We start from the raw sequence: 20,694 nt of genomic DNA, 5'->3' as shown, positions 1-20,694 counted from the left end.
CGGCACCGGCAGTACCGCAGGCCGAGCCGGCAGACGCCCCGACCACCGAGGACGCGGGTGATGCCGCCGCTGACGGCGAGTACGAACCGCTCTAGCGCGGAGGCCGTGTCCGGACCGTGAACGCCGGCCTCCGGCACGCCTCCACGCCGAACCTCCCCCGATGTTCCCCGTCACATCTCACAGGAGACTCATAGATGAGGCCAAGCGCAAGGAAGCGTCTCAACAGACGCCTTGGCGCGGTGACCGTCGGTCTGACCGTCTTCGGCATGATCGTGTCGACGACGGCGACCCAGGCGGCCGAGCCGGACCGGCAGACCCCGCGACCCGGTGTCGTACGGACCGGCAGCCCGACCGTGATCGCCGACAGCGACCTGGCGCGCGTCGTCGCCGCGTCCGGCGGGTCCGTCCCCGTCACGCTGATCACCGGCGACAAGGTGCACGTCGGCGTCGACGACAAGGGGAAGCCGGTCGTCCGCGACACCGAGAGCGCGGCGCGTCCCGACGGAACCCCGGTCGTGTTCCACACCATCACCCGTCAGGGCAAGGTGTACGTCGTTCCGGACGACGCCCTCGCGCTGGTCGGCAAGGGTCTGCTCGACTGGGGGCTCTTCGACCTCACCCAGTTGGTGACGCTCGTCGCGGCGGGCAAGGGCGACACGGTCCCGGTGCTCGTCACCTACACCGACACGGCGGGTGCCGAGAAGACGCGCAAGGTCGCCGGGGCGTCCGGCGGCAGGTCGCTCCCCAGCATCAACGGCCGTTCGATGAACGTCGCCGACGGCGGACGGTGGTGGCAGGAGGTGCGGGGCAAGACGGCCGCCACGTCCGCGGCCGCCCGGTCCGCCGGTTCCCTGGCCGGGGTCAGGAAGGTCTGGCTCAACGGCATGTCCCACGTCGACCTCGAGCAGTCGGTCCCGCAGATCGGCGCGCCCGTCGCCTGGGAACGCGGCTACGACGGCACCGGCGTGACCGTCGCGGTGCTCGACACCGGCATCGACGCCACCCACCCCGACGTGTCCGGAAGCATCGCCGGGCAGGTCGACTTCACCGGCAGTCCGACGGGTGCCAAGGACGGGCACGGGCACGGCACCCATGTGGCGTCCACGGTCCTCGGCAGCGGCGCCGCGTCCAAGGGGCTGCGCAAGGGCGTGGCCCCCGGCGCCAGGCTGCTGGTCGGCAAGGTCTGCGACGACAACGGGCAGTGCCCCGACGACGGGATCATCGCGGCCATGGACTGGGCCGCGCACTCGGGGGCCAAGGTCGTCAACATGAGCCTCGGTGGCGAGCCCACCGACGGCACCGACCCGATGAGCCAGGCGCTCAACGAGCTGAGCCGCTCCACCGGGACCCTGTTCGTGGTCGCGGCCGGGAACTCCGGCTTCGTCCCCCAGAAGGTCGTCTCCCCGGGCTCCGCCGACGACGCGCTGACCGTGGCGGCCGTCGACAAGAACGGCGAGATGGCGACGTTCTCCAACCGCGGACCGCGGATCGGGGACGGCGCCGCCAAGCCCGACATCGCGGCTCCGGGCGTCGGCATCGTCGCGGCACGCGCCGCCGGCACGGCCATGGGCACGCCGGTGGACCAGTACTACACCGCGGCCGACGGAACCTCGATGGCCACCCCGCACGTGACCGGCGCCGCGGCGATCGTCGCCCAGCAGCACCCGGAGCTGTCCGGTCAGCAGATCAAGGCTCTGCTGATGGACACCGCCACCGACCTGGGGCACGACATGTACGCCCAGGGCAGGGGCCTGGTGGACCTCGCGACCGCGACCAATCCGCGGATCGTCCCGAAGGGGAACCTGAACTTCGGCCGGCTGGCCTTCCCGCACTCGCCGGTGACGAAGAAGATCACGTACACCAACCGCGGCGACGAGGCGACCACGCTGCATCTCACGTTGCCGGTCTCCTTCGCCGACGGGAAGCCGGCCGCGGCAGGGCTGTTCACGCTCAGCACGGACACGGTGGTGGTCCCCGCAGGCGGGTCCGCCGAGGTCTCGGTGACGCTCGACGGCAGGGTGCTCGGCAGTGGCGACGGGCCCTTCGGCGGCTACAACGGGCTGCTGAGCGCCCGTGACGACTCGGGCGACATACGGCTGGCCTCGGGGGTCCACACCTTCCTCGAAGCCCAGAAGTTCCCGCTGACCCTGAACGTGGTCGCCCCCAAGGGCGCCACCGACGTCCGCTACGGCACCGCCGGCTTCATGCCGGTCGACGACAAGATCCATCTGCACGCGGGCCAGGTCTCCGAAGTCGGTGCGGAGACCGTGACCGAGCAGCTCTTCCGCGGCACCTACGCGGTGGAGATGCCGGTCACCTGGCGCGACGCGGCCGGCGAGTTGCAACAGGCCGCACCGATCGCACCGGAGGTGAGCCTCACCAAGGCGACCACGGTCACGCTGGACCTGCGCAAGGCCAAGCCCCTGCGCGTCCAGTACCCGGAGGCCACCGAAACCTACAACGCGACCGACGTCGTCAACCGGGTCTCGGCGACCGGGGCCTGGTCGATGGGCACGGTGCTCTCGTACGACTACAAGGGCGTCGAACCGAACTGGTGGGTGCTGCCCACCGGCAAGGTGAGCGAGGGGACCTTCACCCACGACTTCTACAGCTCGCGGACGACCCCCGTCGTCACCATGCGGACCACGGGCGGCGGCGCCCCCACCAGCCTGTCCGCACGCTACGTGACCCCGAACGCCACACTGGGCGAGACGCAGGGATGGCTGCGCGACAACGGTGACCCGAGCACCCGTGAGGCCGCGATCCCGGTTCCCCGGCTGCCCGTCGAAGGCCGCCTGCAGGTGGTCCACGCGGGCACCGGTTCCGCCGCCGAACTCGCGGACGCCGGCGCGCGGGGCAAGCTGGTCCTCCTGACGCCGACCGACATCTGTCAGAGCACCTGCGACTACCCGAAGCTCCGGGACGAGCGGGTGGCCGCCGCTGCCGCCGCCGGCGCCGTCGGTGTGCTGGTCGCGGCACCGGGCCTCACCTCACTGGGCAGCCCCTCGACCTTCGACCAGTGTCCGGACGGGCCGCAGAGCTGCCCGGCGATCCAGGCGTACGCCGCACTGCCCATCGTGACGGTGCCCTACGCCGAGGCCGAAGACCTGATCAAGCGGATCAAGGCCGACCGGTCGCACGTCAGGATCAGTCTCGGCGGCAGCGCCGTGCCGAGGGCGTACGCCGCCAGGTACCACGAGGACGGGCAGATCGGGCCGAACGACTACCGGGTCGGGAAGGACGAACTCGACCGGGTCGACCTGCACTTCCACGCCGCCCGGCCCGGAACCGTCCACCAGCTGAGCTGGCGGCAGTACCTCCGGGCCACTCCCACCACGTCGTACGTGTCCCTGCCGGAACCGTCCACGCAGCGGACCATGACCGCCTTCGTCAAGCGGCAGGACGACGCCATCAGCGGCTTCACCGCCTCCTGGGCCGACCGGGGAGCGGACTCCTTCCTGGAGCACAACCGCACCGAGATGAACGAGCTGGTCCTCAGCGGCAAGAACGAGATCCACTGGAACGCGGGCCCGGCCGTACCGGGGGCGGTGCCGCAGGTGCGGACCAAGTCGGGCTTCTCGGTCGCGGCCGGACCGTGCGCGGGCTGCCGGCAGGGGGACACCTTCTACCCCACCGTCTACCTCACGGGCAGTGGCGGCGGCCGCCAGGCACTGATCGGCATCGTCGACGACGAGCTTCTCCAGCACGAGTTCATCGAGATCCCGTCCTGCGGGCGGGTTCCCTCGCCCACCGTGCCGAACCTCGATTCCATCTGCGACTTCAAGCTGCTGGACGCGTCCGGTGACGAGATCGAGGGTCGCAAGGAGCACCTCGCCGACCAGGACTGGACGACCCTGTGATGGCACTCGACACCGCTAAGGAGACCGACACGATGAAGACCGGTGTGCCAACGGCACGGCGCCGCAGAGGGACCCTCATGGTGCTCGCCGCCGCGGCGGTGCTGGCGCTCTCCGGCTGCAAGGGCGGCGACCTCGTCTCCTACGACCTTCCGGCGAAGTCGGCGCGGTACACGTTCGAGGCGCGGACCAACGACGTCAAGACGGTGTGGCAGTACACCTCCGCCTCGGCGACCAAGGACGACGCGCCGAAGCTGAGCCCGTGCATGGGTGAGGTGGTCGGCAGCAACGAGGCGGCCTGCCGGCCGGAGCCGCTGATCTTCCTGCGCTACGACTTCGGCCTGGCCCTGGACAACACCGTCAAGGCCGGGGAAGCGCACGAGATCAGCGTCGTCGGCTACTACCAGGAAAGCCTCACCGCCCTGCCCAAGGTGACGTCCCTGAAGGCGGAGACCACCTTCGACGGGGGCAGGACCTGGCGTCCGGCGACCACCAGGGCCGCTGGGAAGGACACCTTCACCGTGACGGTCAAGAACCCCCGGCGGGACCAGGCCGCCAAGGGCGTCGGACTGAGGATCAGCGCGACCGACAGCCAGGGCAACACCGTACGGCAGACCATCCCCACGGCGTACACGCTGCGCTGACGGGAGCCGCCGCGCACGGCTGACAGGACGGGGCGAGACCGGGTCTCGCCCCGTCCGCCGTTCCCGCCGGGGTTCACCAGCTGACGGGAAGGGCCTGCAGGCTGTACACGTTCGGCCCGTCGCGGTGGAAGACCAGCTCCTCGTCCGGAACCGCGGGCCGCAGGCCCGGGAAGCGCCGGAAGAGCGCGGGCAGGGCCAGTTCCAGCTCCAGGCGCGCCAGATGCTGCCCGGGGCACTGGTGGCCGCCGAACCCGAACGCCATGTGCGCGACCGCCTCACGGGTCAGGTCCAGCCGGTCAGGGTCCTGCACCAGTTCCGGGTCGCGGTTGGCGTTCAGCGGCGAGACCAGGACGCGCTCGCCCGCCTTCACCTGCGTCGTGCCGATCGTCAGGTCCTCGGCCGCCGCGCGGGGGAACGTGCCCGAGACGCTCATGTAGCGCAGCAGTTCCTCGACGGCGTCCTTCGTGGACCGCGACTCGTCCAGGAGCACGGCGAGCTGGTCGGGCTGCCGCATCAGCGCCAGCGCGCTCACGCCGATCATCGACGCCGTCGTCTCGTGCCCCGCGACCACCAGGGCGCTGGACAGCCCGATGACCTCCTGGTCGCCGACCTCCCCGGGGCGTTCCTGCAGCAGGGTGCTGATCAGGCCCTCGGTGGGATGCCTGCGGACCTCCTCGACGAGGTTCTTCATGTACTCGCCGAACTTGCCGAGCAGGGCGAAGTACTCGGCCGGGGAGTTGGCGAAGTTGACGACCCCGGCGCTGATGCTGTGGAACTCCCGGTGCATGGAGGCGGGGACTCCCAGCAGTTCGCCGATCACGATCGACGGCACGGAGACCGCGTACGCCTCGACGAGGTCGACGCCCCGCCCGGCCTCCTCCATGGCGTCCAGACGCTCGGAGATGATCTGCTCCGCCATCGGACGCAGCGCCCTGACCCGCTTGGGCGTGAACGCCCCCGCGATCATGCGGCGCAGCCTCGTGTGCTCCGCGCCGTGGAAGTCGGGGAGGAAGCCGGGCATGAGGGTCCGCGGACTCCCGTCGGCCGGCGGGAGGTGCCCGTACTGCAGCCGCGGATCGCCCAGCGCGGCACGCACGTCCGCGTAACGCGACAGCACCAGTACATCGGCGTCCCCGAACCGCGGTTCGTACATCGCGACCCGGGTCGGCCCCTCCTGCCGGCCCAGCTCCGCGAGCCGCGACGAGGGGTCGAACGGGCATCTCGGTTCCCGGTCCGTCACGACGAAGCCGCGCGTCATACGTTCAGCCATGATCCTGTCCTCGGGTAGCCGTCGCCGGGGGAGTGCCGGTGGTGTCGCGCCGGGCACCCCGAATTTCTTGCCAAGACAAGCATCTAATGTTTGACGCGTCAATTTTTCGGCGGGGGATTCCCCGGGCCGCCGCGGGCACGGCACCCACCGCCGGAATGCGTCCGCGGGGCGGGCCTCGACCCCGACTCGGTCGACGTCACGTCGGGCAGTGCGGCTCCGGACCTGTGGTGACCGCTACGGCTGCGGCCACAGCGGTGTCTGCACCTTCAGGTCGACGACCGAAACCCACTCCGCCGACGGGATGGCCCGCTCCACGACGAACCACTCGTCGGGGCGCTCGCCGAAGTGCGTCGCGGTCAGCACGTGGACGGTCTGCGCCGGCAGCCTGGTGCCCGCCCATGCGTGCCAGCGCTGCGCCTCCGGTGCCGGCACCTCCACGGTGAACCGCACCGTGCAGTCCCGGAAGGGTTCCGGGAGCGAGGCGGGGCTGGGATCGGACGTGAGGTGCACCGTCCGTGCCAGCTCCGGCATGTCCTTCTGATCCGTCGGCCAGGTGGCCTTGATCTCTGCGTCTGCCAGGATCAGCGGCCACCGCTCCGGCCGCGTGAAGTGGAAAAGCAGCATGCCAGGACTTTACTGGGCGGCCGCCCGTCCCGGGTCGTACGGCGAGCGCCGCGCGCACGTTCCACGTACGGCGTGCGGCCGCCCCTGACCGTCCGGCTCGCGGCGGAGGCCGAGCGATCGCTGGACGTCGCACTCCGTGGTTCGCTGTTCGATCCGACCGGGACGCCTTCCCCACGAGCCGGTCGACCTCGTGGAGCACCGACCACGTCCCGTTCGGGGTCGTCAAGGGCATCGGTGACCTCGACCGGGTGGCAGGTCCGGCCCTCGTCGTAGGAGACCTCGGTGGTGAAGCCGGTGCGGTCGGGTGCGGCGACGGCGGCGACCGTCGAGCTGTCACACCCGTGTGGGCGGCCTCGTCTACGTGACGCCGAGGGGCCGCCGCGGAGGCGCGCCCCTTCTCCCAGCGGAAGAGGATCCACCATGACCGGTCAGCCGACCGCCGACGAACGCACCGACCCGACCTGTGTGGAGCAGTCCGCGGCCGACGACCTCGCCCGCCTCGTGGGGGCCATCGCCCGCTCCACCTCCGACTCACCGGAGTCGATCCTGGCCGGCCTGTCGGACGACATTGTGGCCGGCCTGTTCGCCTTCCTGCAGGCCCACCACGTGGACGAGGCCCGACGCGTACCGCGACAGCGCGGCGCACGGTGAAGAGGGCTCCGGACGCTCTTCCGTGAACGTTCCGGAGCAGAGGCGGCGGGGTCCTGGGAACCACGGGCGTGGGCAAACCGTCACACGTGATCCTCTGCGGAGGCGGTGATGACGGGTTCGACACCGGTGGGCAGGAGTTCGAGTACGAGAGCCACAGCCTCTTCGGCGGTTCCGAATTCCCCGATCACCGCGGAAGGACCGCGTCGCCGAACTTTGAACCGCCCGTTGTGCAGGGGCTCGACCGATCCGCCCTGCACGGTCCAGGGGTGGCTGGTGGAACTGCTGAAGAGCAGGGTGAAGTGGCTGGTGAACGGGTACAGCCGACGCAGTCGTGGTTGAGCGGCAGCTGCCTCCAGCAGCGGGACGATGCCCGGATACGGGCGCCCGGGCGAGCGGATCTGGTGCACGGCGTGCAGCCACTGCCGGCTGAGCCGTAGGGACTGCCAGCGGGCCTCGACAACGTCCGCCGGCCCGCGACTTCGCGCCGCGGCCACGTCCGGCAGAAAGGGTCTTGGGGGCAGGGGCAACCGTTGATCGCGGTACTCGCCAGGTGCGTCCACCGTCATAGTGTCGCGGTCGTTGCCTGAAAGCGGTGCTCCGACAACGAAGACCTTGGTCGGACGATGACGCGGAGTCGTCTCATGGACTTCGGTGCGTCCTGCTCGGCCTGCCGATCCTGACTCATGCGGCGATCTCGCGTTGCCCATCACCCTTATGGCCGTCCGCCTCCCACCCCTCATCCACCTCGCCGAAGTGTGTGTCCTCGACGCACTCCTGTGACGCCCTGGGACCATCGACGCAATGGGAGAATTGGTGGCCGCGTGCGCGACGTCGGGAGTCGCCCGCCGTGGCGGGCCGCTGCCCGCAGCGCGATGGAAGGCGGTCCGTCCATGCCCGTGCCGAGCCTGCTCGGGGTCTTCGCCCACCCGGACGACGAGTCGCTGTCGGCCGGCGGAGTGCTGGCCCGTCACGCGGCGGCCGGCGCGCGTACCGCGGTCGTCACCACGACCTGGGCCGCGGACACCGCGCGGGCCGCGGAACTGGCCGAGGCGCTGCGGATCCTCGGCGCCGGCGAACCGCGGATGCTCGGCTACGCCGACGCGCGGGTGCCCGCATCGGCCCCGGGCTCCCCGAGGTTCTGCGACGCGCCGCTCGACGAGGCGGTGCACCGGCTGGTGGCGCACATCCGGGAGTTCCGCCCCGACGTCATGGTCACCCACGACGCCTACGGCGGGCTGCCCGGCCACCCCGATCACGTGCACACCCACCGGGTGACCGTGCTCGCCGCCCAGGCGGCCGCGCTCGGGCGGCTCTACCCGGACGCCGGTCCTCCCTGGCAGCCGCTCTCCCTCTACCTGGCCACCCACCCGCACTCCGCCGTGTCCGCGCTGGCGGACGTGATCGGTGCGCGCAGAGCGGTGTTCGGCGTTCCTGACGAACAGGTCACCGCGACCGTCGACGTCCGCCCCTGGATGCGGCAGAAGATCGCGGCCCTGCTCGCGCACCGTTCCGAGGTCGAACGCGGCGGTCTGCCGGGGGTGATCGCCGGCCTGCCGGCAGTCGCCCGGGAGCGGCTGCTGGCCACCGAGTGGTACATCCGCCACGCCCCCTTCACCACGGCGTCGGCGCAGTCGGAACTGACCACCTGACCGCGCGTTCCGGTGATCGCCCGACCCTCCCGTCAACGCCGGGCCGAGAGGCGGGCCTCACACAGTCCGGCGTGCGCCACGCACCGTGTGAGTGAGCCGTCGACGGACGGCGGCCCTTTCGCGGTCAGTCCGCCCGGCATGCGGCGGCGGTCGGACCGCGGCCGCATGCCCCTGGGCTCACGGTCAGTCGAAGAGTCCTTCGACGATGTCCTCGGCGGCCTCTCCGCCGATCTCCTCGGCGGTCTCCTCCACGATCTCTTCGACGATCTCCCCGAAGATGTCGTCCATGTGCTGAACCCTCCCTGACTGTCGCGCGATGCGCTGGCCGTCGACCCGGGGCGGCCCCCGGTCATCCGCTCAACGTGCGCTTTCCGCAGGGGAGTTCCCGGATCCGGACGGAAGATCACGGGCGTCGCGAGATGCCTTCGCCGAGGTGGCCGCCCTGCCCGCGACGGCTCCGCGCCCCGGTCTAGTGGCATTCCATGGCGGTGGGTGGGGTGGTGAGGAAGGGGCGGAGCTCGAGCCATTCGTGGATGGGCTTTCCGCCGGCGCCGGGGGCGGCGGAGAGTTCTCCGGCGAGTTCGAGGGCGCGTTGGTGGGTGTCGACGTCGATGATCATCCAGCCGGCGATGAGGTCCTTGGTCTCGGCGAAGGGGCCGTCGGTGGCCGGGGGGCGGCCGTGGCCGTCGTGGCGGACCCAGGTGCCTTCGGGGGCGAGGGCCTGGCCGTCGACGAACTCGCCGGTCTTCTCGAGGCGGGCGGCGTAGTCCTGCATGTACTGGACGTGGTCGGTGATCTCCTGGGGTGTCCACTGGTCCATCGGTACGTCGTTCACCGCGGCCGGTGCGCCGCGGTAGTGCTTGAGCAGCAGGTACTTGGCCATCGTGGTTCTCCTTGGTGCCGGTGCGACCCATTGTGGCCGCCTTCGCCACGGGGACGGAGCCGCCCGGGGGTTCTCGACATCACCACCCGGGAATTTTTCCGGGCCCCTGAGAGCGGGCCTGCCCGAGGCCCGATTCCGCGGTGGAGCCCTCGCGGGACAGCGGGACGGGCCGCCGGCTGCCGCGTTGCCCGTAGCGGCTCCGACCGGGTCACCCAGGATGAAAGTGACCGGTCGTCTTTGCCGGAGGCCCATCCCGCTGCGAGGGCAGAAGCTACCACGGCCAAATACCCGAATTAAAGCCAGGTGAGTGATCGTGCCTGTCGGTCAACGTGCGGTGACCGTGTGGCCCAGGTCGATCCATTCGCCGTTGCCCGCGGTGCGCAGGCGGCCGGCGAGCCCGGCGTCGTCGAAGGCCCGCTCGATGTCGGAGCGGGTCTCGCTGAAGTGCGCCCATCCGTCGCAGTGGGCGGCCACCACCACCGGCGACCCCAGCACCGAGGCGGCGGCGCCGGCCCGCTCCGCGGTGAGGGTCAGTGGCCGGCCGCGCATCTTCGACGGCACCCGGGCCGCGCCCACGAACAGGACGGCCACGTCGACGGGCGGCATGCGACGGGCGATCTCCGTCACCACGGCGAGCGAGGCGTTGTCGCCGCTGACGTAGACGGTGGGAAGTCCGTCCCCAGTCAGGACGAATCCGGTGACCTCGCAGTTCACGTGCCCCTGCTCGTCGCGCTCACCGTCGGCGGGCCCGTGCTGGGCGGGCACGGCGTGGACGGTGACGGTGCCACCCGAGGGGCGGGGAAGCTCCACGCTCTCCCAGACCGGCAGCCCTTGGGCCGGGGCGCCCAGACGCCGCGCGGCGGCGGGCCCGGTCAGTACGAGGGGCGCTCCGAGGGCGAAGGCGCGGCCGCGGGTGTCCAGGTTGTCGGGGTGGAGGTCGTGGCTGACGAGGACGGCGTCCACCGGGCCGAGGGCGTCCTCGCCGACGGCGGGCCCGGCGGTCTTCGTGAGGTAGCCGTGGTCACCCGGATCGTCGAAGGTGGGGTCCGCCACCAGGCGCAGCCCGCCGATGTCGATCACCGTGGTGGGACCCCCAATGACACTGACTGCACCGGGGTGGCGGGCGGGACCGACCCGATCGTTCATGACGGCACCTTTCCTGGCGGGTTTGTCGTGGGGCCCGTCGCCGGACCCCACGTGATCACATCACAGCTGCGGGGACGGCGCCCGTACGGTCTCCCCGCCAGGTGGCGCCAGGTCGCCGCGGACTTTGACCAGCGCGCCGGCCGCGGCCTTCAGCGGCCGGCCTCCGTGCGTCATGCGGGGCTACGGGCCGGTTCCGGCTCGTGCCGGGGCGTGCGGTCGTGCCGGGGGAGCAGCAGCGGGGTCGCCAGCAGGAGCACCCCGGCCAGGCCGATGGCGGCGCTCGGGCCGAGCCGGCCGCCCAGCACGCCCCAGACGGCCGTCAGGAGTGCGGTCGTGGCCTTGGTCGTCACTGCCCAGGCGGAGAGCGTGCGGGCGACGCGGTCGGTCGCGGTGCGTTCGAGGCGGTAGGTGGCGTACACGGGGTTGAAGACCCCGCAGCAGAAGATCAGCCCGAGCTCGACACCGATCACGAGCAGCAGCCCTCCCGTGCCCGGCGTCAGGAAGGCCAGGCCGACGGGCCAGAGCGCGCGCAGCGCACCGGTCGCGACGAGGACGTGGTGCTGTCCGAACCGGGTGACGAGTGGCCTGGCCAGCCGTGATCCCAGCAGGCCGCCGATCGAGGGCGCGGCGAAGGCGAGGCCGTACTGCCACGGTGCGAACCCGAGCCGACCGAGCATCATGACGGCGAGCAGTGGCTGGGTGGCCATCACCAGGCCGTTGAACAGGGCGGTGTTGAAGAACAGCGGACGAAGCGTCGGGTCGGCGAGGATGTACCGCCAGCCGTCGGGCAGGTCCCGGGCCCGCAGGCGTGCGGCCTCCCCGGTTTCGGGCCGCGGCTCGTGACCGCCCGTCGCACGGATGCCCAGGGCCGAGAGCAGGTAGCTGACCGCGTCGGCCACCACCGTCGCCACCGGACCGAGGAGGCCGATCGCCGCGCCGCCCAGCGGCGGTCCGATGATCGTGGTCGTCCATGCCGTGGACTCGAACCGGGCATTGGCGACGAGCAGGTCCTCGGCGGGCAGCAGCGTCTTCAGGTACGCGCCGGAGGCGGCGCGGAAGGTGATGTCCGCCGCCGCGACGACGGCCGAGACCAGCAGGAGCTGCAGGAAGGTGAGCGCGCCGAGCGCGAACGCCGCGGGGATCGTCAGCAGCCCCGCCGCCCGCACCAGGTCCATCGCGATCAGCACCGGCCGCTTGCGGCGGAACTCCACCCACGGGCCGAGCGGCACCGCCACGGCCGCGCCCACCGCGGCCCCCACGGAGGAGAGCGCGGCGACCTCGGCCGGTCCGGCCCGCAGCACCTGGACGGCGATCAGCGGGAACGCGCCGAAGGCGAGCCACGTGCCGAGCTCGCTGGTTCCGTACGCTCCCCAGAGCCATCCGAACGGCCGTCCCAGCCGGTGCCCGCTCCTCATGCCACTGCCCCCTCGCCACTCACCGGTACAACCGATCCGCGATCGGAAGCATCAAAGCGGGCGCTGTTCCCGGGGATCAAACAACCGAGGGGCCACCTGGCCACAACCAGCGGTTGTGGCCGTAGGGTGTGCCGGCATGGACCTCGACACCGTCCGGACCTTCGTCGCCGCCGCCGACGCGGGGCAGTTCCAGGAGGCCGCCACCGAGCTGGCCGTCACCCAGCAGGCCGTCTCCAAACGCATCGCCGCGCTGGAGCGCAACCTCGGCGTGCGGCTGTTCACCCGCACGCCGCGCGGCGCCGACCTCACCATCGACGGGCAGGCGTTCCTTCCCCACGCGCGCGAGCTGCTGCGCGTCGCCGAGCGCGCGGTCGCGTCGGTGCAGGCGGGCAGCCGTCCGCTCCGCGTCGACGTGATCACCTCGCGCAGTGCGCAGTCGGGTCTGATGCGCGGCTTCCACCGCGCGCACCCCGACATCGAGCTCGACGTGATGATGCTGTTCGACATCGACACGGCCGTCGCCGCCATCCGGTCCGGTGCGATCGACGCGTCCTTCCGCGCCGTCGCCCCACCCGGCCGGCCCCTTCCCGCGGACATCGAGTCCGTCCGGGTGCTGGACGAGCCGCTCGAGCTCCTCATCGGCCCGGCCCACGCGCTGACCGGCGCCCGGTCGGTGCCCCTCGCCCGGCTCGCCGGGCACCGGATCTGGATGCCCGGCATCGTCCCCGGCACCGAGTGGGCCGCGTACTACGACGACCTCGTCGCCGAGTTCGGCCTCACCATCGAGGCGACCGGCCCCAACTTCGGGTCCGACGCGCTCCTCGACACCGTCGCCGACACCCCGGCCCTGGCCACCTTCATGGGCGGGCGCACCAGCCTGGTCTGGCCCGCCGGCCACGGCCTGCGCCGCATCCCGGTGACCGATCCGACGCCCGTCTACCCGCACTCGCTCCTCTGGCACCGCGACAACCCCCACCCTGCGCTGGCGACCCTCCGCGCCCACCTCGCCGCCACATCGACCGACCACGGCGCTCCCGGGACCTGGGTACCGGACTGGGTGATTCCGCACTGAGCGCGGCCGCGCCCCGCGCGCGTCGAGCGCCGCCCGAAAAACGCGGGCGGGCCGGTCGGGGCTGTGATGATCTTCAAGACTTGATGGCGGATCAAGCTACTTGCCCGTATTTATGTTCAATGTTCTACTTGTTTGACCGAGCAAGCACAGCGGGTGTGGGGACGCCCCTTGCTCGGATCATGGGGACGCGGCCTCGCGGTGATGAGCCACCGCGAGGCCGCACATGCTGCGCGCCCCCGGTCAGAGCACCTTGAGAAGGCGTTCGGCCAGTTGGGCGGCCGATGCGGGGTTCTGCCCGGTGTACAGGTTGCGGTCCACCAGGGTGTACGGCTTCCACATCTCGCCCTTGGAGAACTTCACGCCCAGTTCGATGAGCGCGGTCTCGACCGTCCACGGTGCCTGCTTGGCGAGCCCGACCGCTTCCTCCTCCTCGTTGGTGAACGCCGTGACCTCGTAGCCGGCGAACGGCGACTCGCCGTGGATCCTCGTCGACAGCATCGCCGCCGGGGCGTGGCAGACGATGGCCAGCGGCTTGCCCGAGGCGAGCGCCGCGGTCAGCAGGCGTCCGGCGTCGGCGTCGGCCCACAGGTCCTCCATGGGACCGTGGCCGCCGGGGAGATACACGGCGTCGTAGTCCTCCAGGCGTGCGTCCGACAACTGGATCGGCCTGCGCATCACCTCTGCGGAGCGGATGATCGACTCGAGCTCGAGGGCGATCTCCGCGCTGCCGGCCATGTCGGGCCGCAGGCTCATCATGTCCACGGTGGGCACGACCCCGCCAGGGGTGGCGACCGTGATCTGGTGGCCGGCCCCGGTCAGTGCCTTGTACGGTGCCGCGAACTCCTCGGCCCAGTAACCCGTCGCGTGCCTGGTGCCGTCCTTCAGCGTCCAGTACGCCGTACCGGTCATCACGAAAAGTACCTTCGCCATCGGGAAACCGCCTCCCTGCCGTGTCCGGCGCAGCGGGCAACCCCCCACCCGAAAAGCATAGGCCGCGGGATGCCACCGGACATCCGGTGGCGTCCCGCCCGGGCGACGACCGTGGTCGGGCCGGGATCGCGTGGACCGGCCTCAGCCCGGCCCGGGACAGGATGTGGTCGCCGGCGCGGCGCCGGGGAAGCAGCGTCGTCCCGTGTCGTCGGCGAGCGTCTTCGCCTTGGCCGGGCGGTTCCCGCGGTCGAAACGCCCGGGCACGTCCCCTTCCCCCGCTACTTGCCCGGCGTTCCGGGGTCGCGCAGGGCCGAGAACGCGGCGCGCAGCTCACGGGTGAAGATGTCCGGGACCTCCCAGGCCGCGAAGTGGCCGCCGCGGGGAGCCTTGTTGTAGTAGACGAGGTCGTGGTACGCGCGTTTCGCCCAGCTCAGCGGTGCCTGGTAGATCTCGCCGGGGAACACGGTGATGGCCGCGGGGATGGACACCGACACGGCGTTGAAGTTGTTGGCGTTGTTCTCCCAGTACAGGCGCGAGGAGGAGACCGCGGTGTTGGTCAGCCAGTAGAGGCTGATGTCGTTGAGGATCTCGTCCTTGGTGAGCACCCGCAGCGGGTCGCCGTCGCTGTCGGTCCAGGCGGCGATCTTGTCGTACATCCAGGCGGCCAGCCCGGCGGGGGAGTCCGTCAGTCCGTACCCCTCGGTCTGCGGGCGGGTGACCATCATCGCCGAGTAGCCCGAGCCGGTCTTGTAGAAGGCGTTGAGCTTGTCGTACGCGGCCTTCTCGTCCGGCGAGAGACCGGCCGGGGCCGGGTCGCCGCAGGCGAGCTTCTCGGCGATGTCCGGCGGCACGGTGGCCGGCATGTTGACGTGGATGCCGATCAGCCCGGGGGGCTTCTGCGCCGCCATCTTGTCCGACACCACCGCGCCCCAGTCCCCGCCCTGGGAGACGTAACGCGTGTACCCCAGACGCCGCATCAGCACCGCCCAGGCCCGGGCGATGCGGCTGGGGTCCCAACCGGTGGTGGTCGGCCGTTCGGAGAAGCCGTAACCGGGCATCGAGGGGATGACGAGGTGGAACGCGTCCCGCGCGCGGCCGCCGTGGGCGGTGGGGTTGGTGAGGGGGTCGATGACCTTCAGGAACTCCAGCACCGAGCCCGGCCAGCCGTGGGTCAGGATCATCGGCAGGGCGTCCTTGTGGCGGGACCGGACGTGGATGAAGTGGATGTCGAGCCCGTCGATCCTGGTCTTGTACTGCGGAAGGGAGTTGAGCTTCGTCTCGATCTTCCGCCAGTCGTAGTCCTTGCCCCAGTAGCGCGTCAGCTTCTGCATCGTCGCCAGCCGGACGCCCTGTGACTGGTCGGGGACGGTCTCGCGGTCGGGCCAGCGCGTCGCTTCGACGCGCCGGCGGAGCTCGGCGAGGTCCGCCTCCGGAATGTCGACGCGGAAGGGCCTGATGCCCGCGGCGTCCGCCGCCGCTCTCGTCTCCTTCGCCGCCTCCGGTGTCCGGGAGGCCAGGCCGAAGGCCCCCGTGGTCGCCGCGGTCACCGCGGCGGCGGAGGAGAGCAGGATCTTTCGCCGAGAAAGCAGACTGGAAAGGTCGGGCATGGCTGATCTCCGGTCGTCCCGGTTCCCGGGAGGGAAGTCTCGTGGGCGTGCACGTCCCTCATCGGTGACGGCGGGGTTGCGGCAGGGAATCACCGGGACCCGGCAGCGTCGTCGGCAGGCCGATCTGGTGGCTGACATGAGGGTGTTGCGACGAGACGAGACGCTATGTGGCGTTCCGTCACCCTGCAACTCGGCGTCCCGCCCGGCGGCCGCCGCCCCGGACGCCGGCGGGTCCGTGCCGTGATCACGTGTCATCGTGGTCCCGACGACGCACGCCGTGGGCGCTCGCGCGGGTCACGTCCGCGGCCCACGCCCGAGACCGGCAGGGGAACCGAGTGGCAACGTTGAACGACTTCGCGGAGCTCGCCCGCACCGAGCAGGGCCTCGGTGTGGTGTCGACGCTCCGCGCCGACCGCAGCATCCAGTCCTCCGTGGTCAACCTCGGAGTCATGAGGCATCCGCTCGCCGACGTGGACGTGGTGGCGTTCGTGACCTACGGCAAGGTCAAGCTCGGCAACCTCAGGGAGCGTCCCCGGCTCGCCGCGTGCGTGCGCTCGGGGTGGCACTGGGTGACGGTGGAGGGGGCCGCCGAGATCATCGGCCCCGACGACCCGCATCCGTCGCTCGATGCGGACGGCACGCGCCTGCTGCTGCGCGAGATCTTCGCCGCGGCGGGCGGCACCCATGACGACTGGGACGAATACGACAGGGTCATGGCCGCCGATCGCCGGGCGGCCGTCATGGTGCGGCCCGAACGGATCTACGGCGTCTGATCGCGGTGCGGTGCCGCAGCGCGGACGAGGAGGACGTGATGGGGCAACTCGACGGGAAGACCGCGGTGGTGACCGGTGGATCGTCCGGGATCGGCCTCGCCGCCGCCCGCCGATGCGCCGACGAGGGCGCCCACGTATATGTCACCGGCCGCCGGCAGAAGGAGCTCGACGCCGCGGTCGCGTCCATGGGGACGAGAGCGACCGGCGTCCGCGGCGACATCGCCGTCCCGGCGGACCTGGACCGCCTCTTCGGGCGCGTCGCCGCGGACGGCCGACGGGTGGACGTGCTGTTCGCGAACGCCGGGGCGGGGGAGAGGTCGCCGCTCGCCGAGCTCACGGAGCAGCACCTCGACCTCCTCCTCGGCGTGAACGTCAAAGGCACGGTCTTCACCGTGCAGAAGGCCCTGCCGCTGATGAACGACGGTGCGTCCGTCATCCTGACCGCCTCGATCTGGACGATCGAGGGGCCCGAGGGCTTCGGCGTCTACTCGGCGACGAAGGCCGCGATCCGGTCCTTCGCCCGTACCTGGGCCAACGAGCTCAAGGGCCGGGGCATCCGGGTCAACGCCGTCAGCCCGGGCACGATCGCCACGGCGCAGCTCGACGCGGCCATCCGGGCGGACACGGAGGAGGGCAGGCGGATGAAGGAGCTGCTGGTCTCGCGGATCCCTCTCGGCCGCATTGGCGAGCCGGACGACGTCGCGGACGTGGTCCTCTTCCTCGCCTCCGACCAGAGCCGTTTCGTCACCGGCACGGAAATCTTCGTCGACGGCGGCACCGTGCAGGTCTGACGGCGCCGGTCGTTCCCGCCGCCCGCCGGCACCGGCGGCACCCACCACGGCCGCGGTTAGGCTGGGGCGTGTCCCTCATCGGCCGTGAACAGGAGCTTTCGGCGCTCGAGGCCCTCCTCGACCGCTTGAGAGCCGGAGGCGGCGAGCGCCTGGTCGTCACCGGGCCGCCAGGGGTGGGCAAGACCGCGCTGCTGGCCGCCGCGGCCGAGCTGGCCGCCCGGCGCGGCATCCGGGTCGAGAGCACCGGGGACCGCGCACCCTCCCGGGCTCCTGCCGCACCGCACCGGCCGGATGAGCCCGTCCTCCTCCTGGCCGACGCCGACGAAGCGGACGCCGTCACGGGGGATGACGGGCCCGCCTCCGATCCGCCCCCCGGGCCTCGGACCCTCCTGGTCGCCGCCCGGGACTTCACGGGGGACGGGACCGAGCTGAGGCTGGGCGGACTGTCGGGCACGGAGTTCGCCGGGCTCGTACCCGGCCTGCCGCCCGAAGCCGTCCACGCCCTGTGGCTGGTCTCGGGCGGGCTTCCCGGTCCCGCGTTGTCCCTGGCCGACCGGCTGAAGGGACTGGACGACGGCGCCGATCCGGTGGCGCACCTGGCACTGGTGACCCCCTCGCGGGCCCAGTTCCTCGAAACCGACCTCGGACTCCTCCGCCTGCTGGAGGCGGCCGCCGAACGACCGCTCGCCCCGGCGGTCCGCGCCCGCGTACTGGCACGCCTCGCACGCGAACTGCTCGCCGACACCACAGCCGTGGCGCGCCGCCGCGACCTGGCGGACACGGCGCTCGGCCTGGCCCGAGCGTCCGGTGACCCGGGGACCCTCGCCGAGGTCCTCGACAGCCGGCTGCACGCGCTGTGGGACCCGGCCGCCACCGCGGAGCGCCTGGCCACGGCCGGGGAGATCGTCACCCAGGCCCGCCGGGCGGGCGACGCGGCGGCGGAGAGCCGCGGCCTGTTCTGGCGCTTCGTGGCGCACGCCGAGGCCGGGGACCTGGCGGCGGCCGAGGCGGCGCTCGGCGTCTACGCGCGCGCCGCGGAGGAGGCCGGACAGACCGACGCCCGCGTGGTGGCGCTCGCCCGGCAGGCGATGCTCGCCACCGTCCGCGGCCGGTTCGACGAGGCCGCGGCGCTGGCCGACGAGGTACTCGCCGCCGGGCACCGGACGGGGGTGCGCGACACCGAGCGGCTGGCCGGTTCGGTGCGCCACCAACTGGCCGTCGTACGCGGCCGCACGGAAACCCCGGTCGAACCCTGGCAGCGGATGGCCCGCAGGCTGCCCGGCCACTTCTTCGAGGCCACGGCGGCCCGGGCGATGCTGGAGTCGGGACGCGCGACCGAAGCCGGTCTGGAACTGGAGCGGCTGCTGCCCGCCGTCCTCGCCGGCACCGGCCCGCGCTGGACCGGCGCGCTGGCCGACCTCGCGGCCGTCGCCGCCCGCACCGGGGGCCCGGCGGCCGCCGCCGCTCTGTACGAGGCGCTGCTGCCCTACTCCGGGCGGCTCGTGGTCTGGGGCGGAGCCAACACGATCACCGGTCCCGTCGACGACTACCTGGGCCGGTTGGCGGCACGCCTCGACCGGCCCGGGGCCGCCGTCGGTCACCTGGACGCGGCCGCGGAACTGTCCCGCCGCCTTGGCGCCCTGCCCTGGCTGGCGAGGACCCTGGCGGCGCGGGCCGAGGCCCTGACCCGGCGCGACGGCGCCGGAGACCGGGAGCGGGCGGCGCGGGACGTGACCGAGGCACGGTCGATCGCCGAGCGCCTGGGCATGGACGGGCTGCTCCGTGACCTGCCGCCGTCCGCGGCACCCGCACCGTCGGCTCCGCCCGACGGCCGGTGGCGCTGGGTGCTCGACGGGCGCGACTGGCGGCTGGACGCCGGCGGCGAGTCGGCCCGGGTCCCCGACGGGCGCGGCCCCCGCTACCTGCGCGCGCTTCTGGCGGCGCCCGGTCGGGAGATCCCCGCGCTCGACCTGGTGGCGGGCGGTTCCGGGCTGGCGGACGCGCCGGCCGATCCGCTGCTGGACGAGACGGCACGCGCCTCCTACCGCCGGCGGCTCGCCGCGCTCGACGAGCGGCTGGACGCCGCCGACCGGGCCGGGGACGTGGACGCCGCGGGCGCCGTGCAGGCCGAGCGCGGGGCGATCCTCGCGGAACTGCGGCGCTCCGCCGGCCTCGGCGGCCGCCCCCGTACCCACGGCAACGAGGCGGAGCGGGCCCGCGTCGGCGCCACACGGGCCCTGTGGGGGACCGTCCGGCGCATCGAGGCCGCCGCCCCGCTCGCCGGCGCCCATCTGCGGGCTTCCCTGCGCACCGGCCGCCTCATGCGCTACCAGCCGGCCCCCGGCGGTCCCGGACGCTGGCATGTGTGACGGCCGTCACGAACGGATCGTTCCCCGCGGTGTCACGCCTCCTGGTGTGTACGGCACGCACGCACCACAGGGAGGACACCCACATGAGCACCGGAGCACCCACGACGTACGCGGGTCTGCGGGCGGAGCGCCACGGTGAGCCGGACGGACGGCCGCCGCTCGTCCTGCTGCACGGACTGAGCTACGACCGGCACCGATGGGGCCCTCTGCTGCGGGAGCTGGCGGTCCTCGACCCGGCCCGCCTCGTCCTGGCCGTCGACCTGCCCGGGCACGGGCAGTCGCCCCCACTGGACCGGCACGGGCTGGACGACGTCGCCGCCGTGGTGCACCGGGCCGTCACCGAGGCGGGCCTGACCCGGCCGGTCGTGGTGGGGCACTCCCTCGGCGCCGCCATCGCCACGGCGTACGCCGCGGCGTACCCGGTGCGCGGCGTCGTCAACATCGACCAGCCGCTGCGCGTCGGGGGCTTCGCCGGCATGCTGCAGCGCGACGCGGACGTGCTGCGCGGCCCCGGGTACGGCACGATCTGGGACGGCCTGCTCGGCCGCATGGGCATCGACGGCCTACCGTCCGGGGCCCGCGCCCTCGCCCGGCCCGACGCGGTTCCCGCGCGTGAACTGCTCCTGGCCTACTGGGACGAGCTGCTGACCACCCCGCCCGCGACGCTCGACGAGCGGAACGCCGCCCGGCTGGAGCGCATCGCGTCGCAGGGGACGCCGTACCACTACGTCGCCGGTGCCGAGCCGGACCCGGAGTACCGCCGCTGGCTCGCCCGCGCCCTCCCCGGCGTCGCTGTCACCGTTCTGCCCGGGAGCGGCCACTTCCCGCACCTCGCGCACCCGGCTGAGGTCGCCCGCCTCCTGACCTGAGGCAGTGGCCGACCCGGCCAGGGCCCCCCCGCGATGGGGGCCCGGCCGGGGCCGGCCCCCCCGGCGGCGGCCCGGGCCGCGGGGACGCCCTTGACTGAAAAAAAAAAACCCACCCCACGACCAACCCCGAACCGAAACAGACGG

The 20,694-nt window shown here is 72.4% G+C and carries 17 protein-coding genes; 9 read left to right on the top strand and 8 right to left on the bottom strand.

The genetic code is table 11. The features are described from left to right. The first annotated feature begins 239 nt into the window (after window positions 1–239). Window positions 240–3,860, top strand: coding sequence for a S8 family peptidase (locus ACFW3D_RS19855; protein ID WP_500505516.1), 3,621 nt, complete (start codon window positions 240–242; stop codon window positions 3,858–3,860). Between the two features lie 32 nt (window positions 3,861–3,892). After that, on the top strand, window positions 3,893–4,501 hold the full coding sequence (locus tag ACFW3D_RS19850; RefSeq protein WP_500505514.1) for a hypothetical protein: 609 nt from the start codon (window positions 3,893–3,895) through the stop codon (window positions 4,499–4,501). Between the two features lie 73 nt (window positions 4,502–4,574). On the opposite strand, the gene ACFW3D_RS19845 is transcribed toward ACFW3D_RS19850, so the two are convergent. Further along, entirely contained in the window at window positions 4,575–5,771 is a 1,197-nt protein-coding gene (locus ACFW3D_RS19845) for a cytochrome P450 (RefSeq protein ID WP_500505513.1), read from the bottom strand. Between the two features lie 234 nt (window positions 5,772–6,005). After that, window positions 6,006–6,395 carry a hypothetical protein gene (locus ACFW3D_RS19840; protein WP_500505511.1) on the bottom strand — a complete coding sequence of 130 codons (390 nt, stop codon included), beginning with the start codon at window positions 6,393–6,395 and terminating at the stop codon, window positions 6,006–6,008. A 420-nt stretch (window positions 6,396–6,815) separates the two neighbouring features. Here ACFW3D_RS19840 and ACFW3D_RS19835 point away from each other — a divergent pair, with 420 nt between their 5' ends. Further along, complete coding sequence (locus tag ACFW3D_RS19835; RefSeq protein WP_500505510.1) at window positions 6,816–7,046, top strand: hypothetical protein; 231 nt, start codon at window positions 6,816–6,818, stop codon at window positions 7,044–7,046. A gap of 80 nt (window positions 7,047–7,126) precedes the next feature. Here ACFW3D_RS19835 and ACFW3D_RS19830 read toward each other — a convergent pair whose 3' ends face one another. After that, complete coding sequence (locus ACFW3D_RS19830) at window positions 7,127–7,540, bottom strand: DUF6193 family natural product biosynthesis protein (RefSeq protein ID WP_500505509.1); 414 nt, start codon at window positions 7,538–7,540, stop codon at window positions 7,127–7,129. 396 nt (window positions 7,541–7,936) lie between these two features. Here ACFW3D_RS19830 and ACFW3D_RS19825 point away from each other — a divergent pair, with 396 nt between their 5' ends. Next, the gene (locus ACFW3D_RS19825; RefSeq protein ID WP_500505508.1) at window positions 7,937–8,695 is read left to right on the top strand and encodes a PIG-L family deacetylase; all 759 of its coding nucleotides are present in this window, start codon (window positions 7,937–7,939) and stop codon (window positions 8,693–8,695) included. A gap of 469 nt (window positions 8,696–9,164) precedes the next feature. Here the strand turns inward: ACFW3D_RS19825 and ACFW3D_RS19820 are convergent, their stop codons facing one another. From ACFW3D_RS19820 to ACFW3D_RS19810, 3 genes are all read right to left on the bottom strand, one after another. Next, window positions 9,165–9,578: a YciI family protein gene (locus ACFW3D_RS19820; RefSeq protein ID WP_500505507.1), complete on the bottom strand. Its 414-nt coding sequence runs from the start codon at window positions 9,576–9,578 to the stop codon at window positions 9,165–9,167. Between the two features lie 324 nt (window positions 9,579–9,902). Beyond that, window positions 9,903–10,724 (bottom strand): MBL fold metallo-hydrolase, encoded by an 822-nt coding sequence (locus ACFW3D_RS19815; RefSeq protein WP_500505506.1) that lies wholly within the window; start codon window positions 10,722–10,724, stop codon window positions 9,903–9,905. Between the two features lie 170 nt (window positions 10,725–10,894). Continuing rightward, on the bottom strand, window positions 10,895–12,139 hold the full coding sequence (locus ACFW3D_RS19810) for an MFS transporter (protein ID WP_500505505.1): 1,245 nt from the start codon (window positions 12,137–12,139) through the stop codon (window positions 10,895–10,897). A 136-nt stretch (window positions 12,140–12,275) separates the two neighbouring features. Between ACFW3D_RS19810 and ACFW3D_RS19805 the strand changes: the two genes are divergently transcribed. Then, window positions 12,276–13,211, top strand: coding sequence for a LysR family transcriptional regulator (locus ACFW3D_RS19805; RefSeq protein ID WP_500505504.1), 936 nt, complete (start codon window positions 12,276–12,278; stop codon window positions 13,209–13,211). A gap of 240 nt (window positions 13,212–13,451) precedes the next feature. On the opposite strand, the gene ACFW3D_RS19800 is transcribed toward ACFW3D_RS19805, so the two are convergent. Beyond that, the gene (locus tag ACFW3D_RS19800) at window positions 13,452–14,141 is read right to left on the bottom strand and encodes a type 1 glutamine amidotransferase domain-containing protein (protein ID WP_500505503.1); all 690 of its coding nucleotides are present in this window, start codon (window positions 14,139–14,141) and stop codon (window positions 13,452–13,454) included. 278 nt (window positions 14,142–14,419) lie between these two features. Then, a complete protein-coding gene (locus ACFW3D_RS19795; protein WP_500505502.1) occupies window positions 14,420–15,748 on the bottom strand; it encodes an epoxide hydrolase family protein in 1,329 nt (442 codons plus the stop codon). 335 nt (window positions 15,749–16,083) lie between these two features. Between ACFW3D_RS19795 and ACFW3D_RS19790 the strand changes: the two genes are divergently transcribed. The 4 genes from ACFW3D_RS19790 to ACFW3D_RS19775 all read left to right on the top strand — a co-directional run bounded on the left by ACFW3D_RS19790 (window position 16,084) and on the right by ACFW3D_RS19775 (window position 20,550). Further along, on the top strand, window positions 16,084–16,521 hold the full coding sequence (locus ACFW3D_RS19790; protein WP_500505500.1) for a TIGR03618 family F420-dependent PPOX class oxidoreductase: 438 nt from the start codon (window positions 16,084–16,086) through the stop codon (window positions 16,519–16,521). 38 nt (window positions 16,522–16,559) lie between these two features. Next, a complete protein-coding gene (locus ACFW3D_RS19785; RefSeq protein ID WP_500505498.1) occupies window positions 16,560–17,312 on the top strand; it encodes an SDR family NAD(P)-dependent oxidoreductase in 753 nt (250 codons plus the stop codon). A 68-nt stretch (window positions 17,313–17,380) separates the two neighbouring features. Then, window positions 17,381–19,681 (top strand): AAA family ATPase, encoded by a 2,301-nt coding sequence (locus ACFW3D_RS19780; protein WP_500505497.1) that lies wholly within the window; start codon window positions 17,381–17,383, stop codon window positions 19,679–19,681. Window positions 19,682–19,764: 83 nt separating this feature from the next. Then, complete coding sequence (locus ACFW3D_RS19775) at window positions 19,765–20,550, top strand: alpha/beta fold hydrolase (RefSeq protein ID WP_500505496.1); 786 nt, start codon at window positions 19,765–19,767, stop codon at window positions 20,548–20,550. Window positions 20,551–20,694 lie beyond the last annotated feature (144 nt).

Origin of the sequence: Streptomyces sp. NPDC058864 (genome assembly GCF_042742985.1) — a bacterium.
GTDB lineage: Bacteria > Actinomycetota > Actinomycetes > Streptomycetales > Streptomycetaceae > Actinacidiphila.
Note: the sequence above shows the minus strand (reverse complement) of the source record. Positions and strands in the feature narration are given on the sequence as shown.